We start from the raw sequence: 11541 nt of genomic DNA on the forward strand, positions 1-11541 counted from the left end.
TCAAGACAACGAATTTCATCGATTACGGGTTGCGGAACGGACGACTCCTCGTGCACAGTGAGGTCGTGGTCAGTCGAAGCGCAGATTCCAGGAACAGACAACCGTCCCCTTCGGTCGATGCTGTGTCCCTGGCGATCATCGAGCAACTGCAAGAGGACGGACGCCGTCCCTACGCAGCCATCGGTAAGGCCGTGGGCCTGTCGGAGGCAGCAGTACGCCAGCGCGTACAGAAACTGCTCGACCAGGGCGTCATGCAGATCGTCGCCGTCACCGACCCGCTCACCGTGGGCCTGCGACGTCAGGCCATGGTCGGCATCAACGTCGAGGGAGACCTCGACCCGGTGGCCGACGCGCTGACCGCGATGGCCGAATGCGAGTACGTGGTGATGACCGCGGGCTCCTTCGACCTGATGGTGGAGATCGTCTGCGAGGACGACGACCACCTGCTGGAGACGATCAACAAGAAGATCCGCGCGCTCCCCGGCGTGCGATCCACCGAAAGCTTCGTTTACTTGAAGCTGAAGAAGCAGACCTACATGTGGGGAACTCGATAGCCCGTGAGCCAGGACCTCTCCAAGACCGCGTACGACCACCTGTGGATGCACTTCACCCGCATGTCGTCGTACGAGAACTCCCCCGTCCCCACCATCGTGCGGGGTGAGGGCACTTACATCTTCGACGACAAGGGCAAGCGCTACCTGGACGGTCTCGCCGGACTGTTCGTGGTCAACGCCGGTCACGGCCGCAAGGAACTGGCCGAGGTCGCCTACAACCAGGCGCAGAAGCTCGCCTTCTTCCCCATCTGGTCGTACGCACACCCGCAGGCCGTCGAGCTCGCCGAGCGTCTCGCCGGCTACGCCCCCGGCGACCTGAACAAGGTCTTCTTCACCACCGGTGGCGGCGAGGCCGTCGAGACCGCGTGGAAGCTCGCCAAGCAGTACTTCAAGCTCCAGGGCAAGCACACCAAGTACAAGGTCATCTCGCGTGCGGTCGCCTACCACGGCACCCCGCAGGGCGCCCTGTCCATCACCGGTCTGCCGGCCCTCAAGGCCCCCTTCGAGCCGCTGGTCCCCGGCGCGCACAAGGTGCCGAACACCAACATCTACCGCGCCCCGATCTACGGCGACGACCCCGAGGCCTTCGGCCGCTGGTGTGCCGACCAGATCGAGCAGGAGATCCTGTTCGAGGGCGCCGACACCGTCGCCGCCGTCTTCCTGGAGCCGGTGCAGAACGCCGGTGGCTGCTTCCCGCCGCCGCCCGGGTACTTCCAGCGGGTCCGCGAGATCTGTGACGAGTACGACGTGCTGCTCGTCTCCGACGAGACGATCTGCGCCTTCGGCCGCCTCGGCACGATGTTCGCCTGTGACAAGTTCGACTACGTGCCGGACATGATCACCTGCGCCAAGGGCATGACCTCGGGCTACTCCCCGATCGGCGCCTGCATCATCTCGGACCGCATCGCCGAGCCGTTCTACAAGGGTGACAACACCTTCCTGCACGGCTACACCTTCGGCGGCCACCCGGTCTCCTCGGCGGTCGCGCTGGCCAACCTCGACATCTTCGACAAGGAAGGCCTCAACCAGCACGTGCTGGACAACGAGGGCGCCTTCCTGTCGACGCTGCAGAAGCTGCACGACCTGCCGATCGTCGGCGACGTCCGCGGCAACGGCTACTTCTACGGCATCGAGCTGGTCAAGGACAAGGTCACCAAGGAGTCCTTCACGGACGAGGAGACCGAGCGCGTGCTCTACGGCTTCCTCTCCAAGGCCCTCTTCGACAATGGCCTGTACTGCCGCGCCGACGACCGTGGCGACCCGGTCATCCAGCTGGCCCCGCCGCTGATCGCCGACCAGGGCACCTTCGACGAGATCGAGGGCATCCTGCGCTCGGTGCTCACCGAGGCCTGGACCAAGCTGTAACCAGCGGCTGCCACCGGCGACACGGCCGACGGCGACCTGCGCCGCCACCGGCCCCGGCCCCGGCCCCGGCCGGGCAGTAAATAGTCCGAACCACACGGCCCGGATCCCCCGTTCGAGTGAGAACGCGGGGGTCCGGGCCGCGTGCTGTCACCATCCGGGCCGTTCGTCTCTTTACATCTCCTTGCGGCGCCAGTGACCGACGGGGCTCCGCTTCGTTCCCCCGGACGGAGGTGTACGCCATGGTGGCTCCCGCAGACGATGCCCCGCCCGACAATGACGTCCTGTGGGCACGGTCCCTTCACTACTCCCACAGTGGTTCGCCCGGCCTCATCGGCGTCTCCGTCAGCGTCCGCCAGGGCGAGATCCTGGCGCTGACCGGCCCGCGCGGAAGCGGCAAGACCACGCTGCTGCGCTGTCTGGCCGGTTCGCTCAGACCGGAGCAGGGCGAGGTCTGGTTCAACAGCGTCCCCGTCCACACCATGGGGGCCCTGGCCCGCGAACGGCTGCGCCGCGACCGGTTCGGCTGGATCGGCCCCGAGCCGCATCTGGTTCCCGAGCTCAAGGTGTGGGAGAACGCCGCGCTGCCCCTGCTGATCGCCGGCGCCTCGCACCGCACCGCCAAGCACACCGCCTGCGAATGGCTGGAGCGGCTCGACATCGCCGCCTTCGCCCGCAAGCGGCCCGGCGCGCTGACCCGCGCCGAAGCGCAGCGCGTCGCCCTGGCCCGGGCCCTGGTGAACGAGCCCGCGGTGATCTTCGCCGACGAGCCGACGGCCCCCCTGCACCGCGCCGAGCGGGCGCTGCTGCTGCGGACGCTGACCACCGCGGCCCGCTCGCACGAGATCACCGTGCTCCTCGCCACCCACGACGAGCAGAGCGCGGCCGTCGCCGACCGCCGTTTCGCCCTGCTCGACGGCCGCACCGCCGGGGCCGCCGTCTCGGCCGGTCCCGCCGAGACCACGGAGGACCAGGCCGCGTGCTCGCTCTCCGCCTAGTCCGCGGCTCGCGCCCGCTGGTCCAGCTGCGCCGGCTCCTCGTCGCCGCCACCTCGGCCGGCGCCGGGTTCCTGCTGCTGTACGTCCTCGCGGAGGCGACCGCCCGGCCCGCCGGATCGTTCCCTCGGCTGCTGTGGGCGCTGGTCCCGCTCGCCGCCGCCGTCCAGTTCGCGGTCGCCGTGGCCCGGACCGACCCCGCGACCCGCCCCCGCGAGGGGATGGACGCCGCCGGGCTGGGCCCCGTACGGCTGACCCTGGCCGCGGCCGTCTCCACTACCGTCGCCTGCACCCTGGGCAGCGCCCTTGCCCTGGCCGTCTTCCTCCACCTGCGGGGCGACCTCGCGGGACTGCCCTTCGACGCGGCCGGCTCCGGGCTGCTGCACGCCGAGCAGCCGCTGCCCGTGGCGGCCGCGCTGACCCTGCTGGCCCTCGTCCCGGCGGCCGCCTCCGCCGCGACGGCCCTCGCCCTGCGCCCGCGCCCGGCGACGGCCGGGCTCGCGCCGCAGACCGGGGTGCCGTGGGGGGTCGCCGTGTGTGCGTGCGGGCTCGCCCTCCAGGCGTACGCCGGCCAGGGCAGCCCCGGGCTGCCGGCCGGGTGGGTTCTGATCACGCTCGGACTCGCCCTCACCGGTCCGGGTCTGGCCTACGCCTGCGGCACCCTGGTGCTGGCCGTCCGCCCGGGCGCGCTGCGCCTGCTCGCCGGGCGGGCGCTCCAGGAGGAGGCGCCCCGGCTGGGCCGTCCGCTCGGGGTCCTGTGCGCGGTCGGCGCGGCCGCCCTCACGGCGCTGGCCCTGCGCGAACGGGGCACGGTCTTCGCCCCGCTCGGCCCGCTGACCGGTCCCGCCGCGGCGCTCGTGGCGCTGTGCGCGGCCGCGACACTTCTCACATCGGCGGTGGAGGTCCGGCAGGCCCGGACCGCCACCCGCGAGACCCTGACCGGCCTAGGAGCACCGGGCACGGTGCTGCGTACGGCCGCCACTTTGCGGGCTTCCGCGCTGGTGGTGGTGTGCGTACCGCTCAGCTGGGGTGTGGCACAACTGACGTCGCTCGCGCTGACCCGCTGACCCGAGCAGCCCTTAGGGTGGGCCGAATGGTCAACGCAGACATCGAGATCGAGACGCTCGCCGAATTCGACCAGGTCGCCGCCCGGGGCTCACTGAACGGCTACCGCATCCAGTCGGTCAACCTGCTGGAGCGGACGTTCGCCCTGCTGTCCGCCGACACTTCGGCCGCCGTCTTCCTGGGCTGCGCGATGGAACCCGACGCCGCGGCCAAGGTGCGCGCCGACGGTGCGCTGGTCTTCCCCCCGGTACCGGACCTGCCGTTCAACCCGTACCGGAGCCTGCTCTACACGGCCGACGAGCTGTTCGCCGGGCTGCCGCAGGGCTACGAGGCCACACCGGACGCACAGGCGTACGCCTGGTTCCAGGAGACGAAGTCGGACGGCGACGTCCTGTCCTCGATGCTGCGCTCCATCCACGACGACGCCGTCTCCGACGCCCTCGACGAGCACCTCGCCGGCGCCCGGGTGGTCGGCGTGATGGGCGGCCACGCCATGGCCCGCGGCGCCGCCGACTACGGGGGCGCGGCCGAGCTGGGCCGCACGCTGGCCCGGTCCGGGCTGACCGTCGCCACCGGCGGCGGACCGGGCGCGATGGAAGCGGCCAACCTCGGCGCCTACCTGGCCCCGGCGCCCGACGACATACTCCCGCAGGCCCTGGAACTGTTGGCCAAGGCCCCGTCCTTCGTGCCGTCGGTGTCCGACTGGGCGCGGGCCGCCTTCGCCGTGCGGGAGCTCTGGCCCGCGGGCGGTGACTCGGTCGGGATCCCGACCTGGTTCTACGGGCACGAGCCGCCGAACGCCTTCGCGGGCCACATCGCCAAGTACTTCGCGAACGCCACCCGCGAGGACGGGCTGCTCGCGCGGTCGAACGCGGGCGTGGTGTTCCTGCCGGGAGCCGCCGGCACGGTGCAGGAGATCTTCGACAACGCGACGCCGAACTACTACTCCTCGCGGGGAGAGCCGACACCGATGGTCCTGGTCGACCGCCGGCACTGGACCGAGCAGCTGCCCGCCTGGCCGCTGCTCCGGGCGCTGGCGCGCGGCCGCGCCATGGAGTCGAAGATCGCCCTGGTCGAGTCGGTGGCCGAGGTCCCGGCGGCGCTCGCGGCGATGAGCTGACCGGCGAAGGCAACTTCCCGGTCCGTATCCACGTCTGCCTTAGGTAATCACCCCGCAAAATCTGCCAGACGTGAACGGAGCCCTCGGTGCTCATAGGACTGCTGACCGCCATCGCGGCGTCCATCTGCTACGGCACGGGATCCGTCCTGCAAGCCGTGGGTTCCCGACGGGCGGCCCGCTCGTCGGCGGCCGCCGACGGGGTGACCGCGCACGGCGGCCCCAACCTGTCCTCGACGGCGAAAGCGGCGATGACCTGGGAGTTCATCGTCGGCACGGTCCTGGACTTCGTGGGCTTCGGGCTGGGCGCGCTCGCGGCGCGCCTGCTTCCGCTGTTCCTGTCCCAGACGGTGATCAGCGCCAACCTGGTGATCACCGCGGTGCTCAGCGTGAAGCTGCTGGGCATCCGGCTCTCGCGCAAGGAGTGGGCCTCCATCGGGGTGGTCTGCGCGGCGCTGGTGCTGCTGGCGACGGCGGCGGGCCACGAGGGCGGCCACCACGCGGCGATGTCCACGCACTGGTGGCTGCTGGCGGTCACCCTGCTGATCATCGTCGGTGGCACGGTTGCCGTACGTCTCCTCGGTGCGCGGGCCGCGATCCTGGCGGGCCTGCTGTCGGGCCTGGCCTTCGGCGCGCTGGGTGTCGGCGTGCGCATCCTGAACGGGATCGAGCCGTTCTCGCTCGGCGGGCTGCTCGCCGACCCGGCCCTGTACGCGATCGTGCTGGCGGGCGTCGGCGGCATGTACCTGCACACGGTGGCGCTCCAGATCGGCTCGGTGAACGGGGCCACGGCCGCGCTGGTGGTCGGCGAGACCGTCCTGCCGGGCGCGATCGGCGTCCTGTGGCTGGGCGACGTATCCCGCCCGGGCCTCGCCTGGCTGGCCGCCCTCGGCTTCGTCCTGGCGGTGACGGGCGCGGTCGCGGTGGCCTGGTACGGCAACCACGACACGGCCGATTCCCCGGCCGAGGACCCCGCCCTCGCCTCCGTCTGAGTCCGTCCCCGCCCCCACCCCGGGCAGCGCCCGAATTCCCCCGGCCCGTCCGGCGTTCGAGGACCGGGGCCCGGGCAGCGCCCGGTGAACGGGAGAAGGGCGGGGCGGGGCGGGGACGAAACCCGCCGGCGGCGACTACTGCGGCGGCAGCACGACCACCTCGGCCGGGGCGAAGGACACCGCGACCCGGTCCCCCACCGCCGGCGCCCCGGCCAGCCCGCACTCCGCCTCCAGCACCGGCCCCGCCTCCGGCCCCAGCAGCAGCGCCACGTGCGTCCCCCGGAAGGTCCGGGACAGCACCTCGCAGCGGAGCCCGTCGGCCCCCACCGTCACCCCGGCGGGCCGGATCAGCACCCGCTGCGCCCCTTCCGGCGCCCCGTCCGGCACCGGAACCTTGCCCCACGCGGTGTCCGCGACCCCGCCCGACACCACCGCCGGGACCACGTTCTCGAAGCCCAGGAACCGCGCCACGAACTCCGACGCCGGCCGCTGCCAGACCTCCAACGGCGTCCCGGCCTGCGCGATCCGCCCGTCCCGCATCACCACCACCCGGTCGGCCAGCGCGAAGGCCTCCCCCTGGTCGTGGGTCACGGCCAGCACGGTCGTCCCGAGCCGGGCGAACAGGCCCCGCAGCTCGACCACGAGCCGCTCCCGCAGCCCCCGGTCCAGCTGCCCCAGCGGCTCGTCCAGCATCAGCAGCCGCGGCGACGGCGCCAGCGCCCGGGCCAGCGCCACCCGCTGCTGCTCGCCCCCGGACAGGGAGGCCACCGCCCGGCCCTGCGCCCCGGGCAGCCCGACCAGCTCCAGCAACTCCGCGACGCGGGACCCGTACGCGCCCCGACCCGCGGCCCCCCGCATCCGCAGCCCGAACGCGACGTTCCCGCCGACGTCCCGGTGCGGGAACAGCTGGTGGTCCTGGAACATCAGGCCCACCCCCCGCCGGTGCACCGGCACCCCGGCCTGGTCCGCCCCGTCCAGCAGCACCCGCCCCCCGGACACCGGCTGGAGCCCGGCCACCACCCGCAACAGCGTGGACTTGCCGCTGCCGCTCGGCCCCAGCACGCACACGGTCTCGTGCTCGGCGACCTCCAGATCCACGGCGTCCACGGCGGCCCGCCCGCCGAAGCGGACCGACACCCCCTCCAGCCGGAGCAACGTCATCAGAACTCTCCCGAGGTCTTGTCGGGCCGCAGTCGCTCCAGCACCAGCAGGGACACCGCGCACACCAGCATCAAAATCGTGCTCAGGGCCATCGCCTGCCCGTAGTTCATCTCCCCCGCCCGCCCCAGCAGCCGGGTCACGGCCACCGGCAGCGTCGGCCGGTCCGGCCTCGCGATGAAGACGGTCGCCCCGAACTCCCCCAGGGACACGGCGAAGGCGAACCCGGCCGCGATCAGCAGCGCCCGCCACACCAGCGGCAGGTCCACCTCCCGCCACGCCCGCCACGGCGACGCGCCGAGCACCGCGGCCGCCTCCCGCAGCCTCGCGTCCACCGCGCGCAGCACCGGCAGCATGGTCCGTACGACGAACGGGACGCCCACCAGCGCCTGCGCCAGCGGTACCAGGATCCACGAGGTCCGCAGGTCCAGCGGCGGCTCGTCCAGAGTGATCAGGAAGCCGAAGCCCACCGTCACCGCCGACACCCCCAGCGGCAGCATCAGCAGCGCATCGAACCCGCGCACGAACCGGCCCGCGCGCCGGGTGAGCGCGCCCGCCGCGAGCCCCCCGACCACCAGGGCGATGGCCGTCGCTGCCAGCGCGTACTCCAAGGAGTTGCCGATCGACTCCAGCGGCGGCACCAGGAACGTGCCGGAGCCGACCTCCTCCAGTGCCCGGTAGAAGCCGAGCCCGTAGCCGCCGGGGGCGTCGAGGGAGCGTTCCACCAGCACGCCGAGCGGGAGCACGATCAGCACCGCCACCGTCAGCAGCACCCCGCCCAGCAGCGCCCGCTCCATGGGCCCGTGCGGCCGGTGCGCCGTCCGTCGGGGGTCCACCAGCCGCAGCGCGGTCTCCCGGCGGCGCACGGTCCGGGCGTGCACGGCCAGGACCAGGCCCATCGCCGCGAACTGGACCATGGTCAGCACGGCGGCCGTCGGGAGGTCCAGCAGCTGCGCCGTCTGCCGGTAGACCTCGACTTCCAGGGTGGAGTACGAGGGACCGCCCAGGATCTGCACGACACCGAAGGAGGAGAAGGTGAACAGGAACACCATCAGCGCCGCCGCGGCCACCGCGGGCGCCAGCGCGGGCAGCGTCACCCTGCGCCACGCCGCGAACCGCCCGGCGCCCAGCACCCGCGCGGCTTCTTCCTGCCGCGGGTCGAGCTGCGCCCAGAGTCCGCCGACCGTCCGCACGACGACGGCGTAGTTGAAGAAGACGTGCGCGAGCAGGATCGCCCAGACGGTGGTGTCGAGCCGGATCCCCCACAGTTGGTCGAGCAGCCCGTTGCGGCCGACCAGCGCGAGGAAGGCCGTACCGACCACCACGGTCGGCAGCACGAACGGAACGGTGACCACCGCCCGCAGCAGCCCTTTGCCCGGGAAGTCGAAGCGCGCGAAGACGTACGCGCCGGGGAGCGCGATCAGCAGCGTGAGCCCCGTCGAGGCGAGCGCCTGCCAGGTCGTGAACCACAGCACGTCGGCGATGTCGGGCCGGGCGAGCACCTCGCCGATGCGGCCGAACTGCCAGCCGGCGTCCGTCTTGAGGCCGCGCCCGACGATCGCGGCGACGGGATAGGCGAAGAACAGCCCGAAGAAGACGAGCGGGAGGGCCATCAGGGCGAACCCGACGACCGTGGCCCGCACGCCCTCTCCCGGGGTGTCGCGGACTACTTCACGACGAGCGAGGACCATGCCTTGACCCACTGCTCACGGTTCTTGGCGATGGTGTCCGGCGCGACGTTCTCCGGCTTGTCGATCACCACACCGTGCTTCGTGAACAGTTCCGGCAGCTTGGCGTCCTTGACCACCGGGTTCACGAACATCTGGAGCGGCATGTCCTCCTGGAACTTCTTGCCCAGCAGGAAGTCGAGGAGCGCCTTGCCGCCCGCCTCGTTCTTCGCTCCCTTGAGCAGGCCCGCGAACTCGACCTGGCGGAAGCACGTGCCGGTGGAGACGCCCGTGGGTGCCTCGGCCGGCTGCGGCTCGCCGTACAGGACCTCGACCGGCGGGCTGGAGGCGTAGGAGACGACCAGCGGCCGGTCGCCCTTGGCCTTCTTGCCGCCGGCGGAGCCGGAGAAGCGCTCGTTGTAGGCCTGCTCCCAGCCGTCGACGACCTCGACGCCATTGGCCTTGAGCTTGCTCCAGTAGTCCTTCCAGCCCTCGTCGCCGTACTTGCCGACGGAGGCGAGGAGGAAGCCGAGGCCGGGCGAGGAGGTCGCGGCGTTCTCGGTGACCAGCAGGTTCTTGTACTCGGGCTTGATCAGGTCGTCCAGCGTCTGCGGCGGGGCGAGCTTCTTGTCCGCGAAGTACTGCTTGTCGTAGTTGACGCAGATGTCGCCGGAGTCCACCGGGGTGACCCGGTGCTGCCCGTCCAGCACGAACTCGGGCTTGACCTCGCCGAGGCCCTTGGCTTCGTAGGGCGTGAAGATGCCGTTGTCGAGGGCGCGGGAGAGGAGCGTGTTGTCCACGCCGAAGAACACGTCGCCGCGCGGCGAGCCCTTGGTGAGGATCTCCTGGTTGAGCGCGGCGCCGGCGTCGCCGGACTTGAGCACCTTGACGGTGTAGCCGCTCTGCTGCTCGAACTCCTTGAGGACCGGCTCGCTCACGGCGAAGGAGTCGTGGGAGACGAGGGTGACGGTCTTGGACTTCGGCGCGTCGCTCGCGCCCGCCGCGGGCTTGTCCTTGCCGCCGCCACAGGCGCCGAGCGTGGTGACGCCCAGCGCTGTCACGAGCAGGGCGCCCGCGAACTTCTTGGTGGTGCTCACTGGTGAATTCCTCCTGGGATGTCCAGGAGAAGACGCGGCCCTGCCCGGCGCTCGGTGGAGCGGTCGCCGGGCAGGGCGCAACAGCTTGAGTGAATGACCGAACTTCCTACCCCGAATGACCGGGGCGAGGTTCAGAGGGTCTGCGGATGACGGTTACCGCACTCTCAGCGCTGTGGCGCTCCCCTGTCGGAATATGCAATTGGTTCGGCCACAGGGTACCCCGTGGCCGATCCGGCCCCCAGGAGAGTCCGCAGACCCTGCCAGCGGCCCCTAGCGCTCGGACGCGGCGAGCTGCCCGCACGCGCCGTCGATCTCCTGGCCGCGGGTGTCGCGCACGGTCACCGGAACACCGTGCCGGGCGATCGCCTCGACGAACGCCTTCTCGTCCTCGGGCCGCGAGGCGGTCCACTTCGAGCCGGGCGTCGGGTTCAGCGGGATGAGGTTGACGTGCACGCGCTTGCCCTTGAGCAGCCTGCCGAGCAGGTCGCCGCGCCAGGCCTGGTCGTTGATGTCGCGGATCAGGGCGTACTCGATCGAGACGCGGCGACCGGACTTCTCGGCGTACTCCCACGCCGCGTCCAGTACCTCGCGCACCTTCCAGCGGGTGTTCACCGGCACCAGGGTGTCGCGCAGCTCGTCGTCGGGGGCGTGCAGCGAGACGGCGAGGCGGCACTTGAAGCCCTCGTCGGCGAAGCGCAGCATGGCCGGGACCAGGCCGACGGTGGAGACGGTGATCCCGCGCTGCGAGAGGCCCAGGCCGTCGGGCTCCGGGTCGGTCAGGCGGCGGATGGCGCCGACGACGCGGTTGTAGTTGGCCAGCGGCTCGCCCATGCCCATGAAGACGATGTTCGAGAGCCGGGCGGGGCCTCCGGGGACCTCGCCGTCGCGCAGGGCGCGCATGCCGTCGACGATCTGGTGCACGATCTCGGCGGTCGACAGGTTCCGGTCGAGCCCGGCCTGGCCGGTGGCGCAGAACGGGCAGTTCATCCCGCAGCCGGCCTGGGAGGAGATGCACATGGTGACCCGGTCGGGGTAGCGCATCAGCACCGACTCGACGAGAGTGCCGTCGTGCAGCTTCCACAGGGTCTTGCGGGTGGTGTCGTCGTCGCACGAGATGTGCCGCACGACGCTCATCAGGTCGGGCAGCAGTTCCTGCTGGAGCTTCTCCCGCGAACCGGCCGGGATGTCGGTCCACTCGGCCGGGTCGTGGGCGTAGCGCGCGAAGTAGTGCTGTGAGAGCTGCTTGGCCCGGAACGGCTTCTCGCCGATCGCGGCGACCGCCTCGCGGCGTTCGGCCGGGGTCATGTCGGCGAGGTGCCGGGGCGGCTTCTTCGCTCCGCGAGGGGCGACGAAAGTGAGCTCTCCCGGAACGGGGCGGGCCATGGCGGGTACTCCTTGTAAGACGAAAGGCGCGCCGCAGAAGCAGCGCGCCTTTCAAGAGTAACCGCCCGGACCGACCCGGGGCCGTCGTACGTACGTCGACGCAGCTCAGCGGGGACTTCCCTGATGAACCGCCCGCAGGACGGAACCTCCG

10 protein-coding genes are annotated in these 11541 nt (G+C 71.7%); 6 read left to right on the forward strand and 4 right to left on the reverse strand.

The window, feature by feature from the left end:
* Positions 1 to 50: 50 nt before the first annotated feature.
* From IE207_RS26530 to IE207_RS26555, 6 genes are all read left to right on the forward strand, one after another.
* Positions 51 to 554, forward strand: coding sequence for an Lrp/AsnC family transcriptional regulator (locus IE207_RS26530; RefSeq protein WP_073910973.1), 504 nt, complete (start codon positions 51 to 53; stop codon positions 552 to 554).
* Between the two features lie 3 nt (positions 555 to 557).
* A complete protein-coding gene (locus IE207_RS26535; RefSeq protein WP_190186842.1) occupies positions 558 to 1919 on the forward strand; it encodes an aspartate aminotransferase family protein in 1362 nt (453 codons plus the stop codon).
* 239 nt (positions 1920 to 2158) lie between these two features.
* Positions 2159 to 2914, forward strand: a complete 756-nt coding sequence (locus IE207_RS26540) for an ABC transporter ATP-binding protein (RefSeq protein WP_190186843.1) — start codon at positions 2159 to 2161, stop codon at positions 2912 to 2914.
* A complete protein-coding gene (locus IE207_RS26545) occupies positions 2896 to 3978 on the forward strand; it encodes a hypothetical protein (protein WP_190186844.1) in 1083 nt (360 codons plus the stop codon). Before IE207_RS26540 ends, IE207_RS26545 begins: the two co-directional genes overlap by 19 nt.
* 26 nt (positions 3979 to 4004) lie before the next feature.
* Entirely contained in the window at positions 4005 to 5096 is a 1092-nt protein-coding gene (locus tag IE207_RS26550) for an LOG family protein (protein ID WP_190186845.1), read from the forward strand.
* 86 nt (positions 5097 to 5182) lie between these two features.
* Positions 5183 to 6085, forward strand: coding sequence for a DMT family protein (locus tag IE207_RS26555; RefSeq protein WP_190186846.1), 903 nt, complete (start codon positions 5183 to 5185; stop codon positions 6083 to 6085).
* 135 nt (positions 6086 to 6220) lie between these two features.
* Here the strand turns inward: IE207_RS26555 and IE207_RS26560 are convergent, their stop codons facing one another.
* The 4 genes from IE207_RS26560 to rlmN all read right to left on the reverse strand — a co-directional run bounded on the left by IE207_RS26560 (position 6221) and on the right by rlmN (position 11390).
* Entirely contained in the window at positions 6221 to 7246 is a 1026-nt protein-coding gene (locus IE207_RS26560) for an ABC transporter ATP-binding protein (protein ID WP_190186847.1), read from the reverse strand.
* On the reverse strand, positions 7246 to 8856 hold the full coding sequence (locus IE207_RS26565; RefSeq protein ID WP_190186914.1) for an ABC transporter permease: 1611 nt from the start codon (positions 8854 to 8856) through the stop codon (positions 7246 to 7248). The genes IE207_RS26560 and IE207_RS26565 overlap by 1 nt, the downstream gene beginning before the upstream one ends.
* 53 nt (positions 8857 to 8909) lie before the next feature.
* Positions 8910 to 10007: a thiamine ABC transporter substrate-binding protein gene (locus IE207_RS26570; RefSeq protein ID WP_190186848.1), complete on the reverse strand. Its 1098-nt coding sequence runs from the start codon at positions 10005 to 10007 to the stop codon at positions 8910 to 8912.
* A gap of 270 nt (positions 10008 to 10277) precedes the next feature.
* The gene (gene rlmN, locus IE207_RS26575) at positions 10278 to 11390 is read right to left on the reverse strand and encodes a dual-specificity RNA methyltransferase RlmN (protein WP_136213436.1); all 1113 of its coding nucleotides are present in this window, start codon (positions 11388 to 11390) and stop codon (positions 10278 to 10280) included.
* Positions 11391 to 11541: the final 151 nt, after the last annotated feature.

It is taken from the genome of Streptomyces cirratus, assembly GCF_014650775.1.
Classification (GTDB): Bacteria; Actinomycetota; Actinomycetes; order Streptomycetales; family Streptomycetaceae; genus Streptomyces; species Streptomyces cirratus.

Excerpts from the sequence above, each read along its gene's own strand:
- IE207_RS26540 (WP_190186843.1), top strand. The coding sequence starts at position 2,159 with ATGGTGGCTCCCGCAGACGATGCCCCGCCCGACAATGACGTCCTGTGG.
- IE207_RS26550 (WP_190186845.1), top strand. The coding sequence starts at position 4,005 with ATGGTCAACGCAGACATCGAGATCGAGACGCTCGCCGAATTCGACCAG.
- IE207_RS26560 (WP_190186847.1), bottom strand. The coding sequence starts at position 7,246 with ATGACGTTGCTCCGGCTGGAGGGGGTGTCGGTCCGCTTCGGCGGGCGG.
- IE207_RS26565 (WP_190186914.1), bottom strand. The coding sequence starts at position 8,856 with ATGGCCCTCCCGCTCGTCTTCTTCGGGCTGTTCTTCGCCTATCCCGTC.
- rlmN (WP_136213436.1), bottom strand. The coding sequence starts at position 11,390 with ATGGCCCGCCCCGTTCCGGGAGAGCTCACTTTCGTCGCCCCTCGCGGA.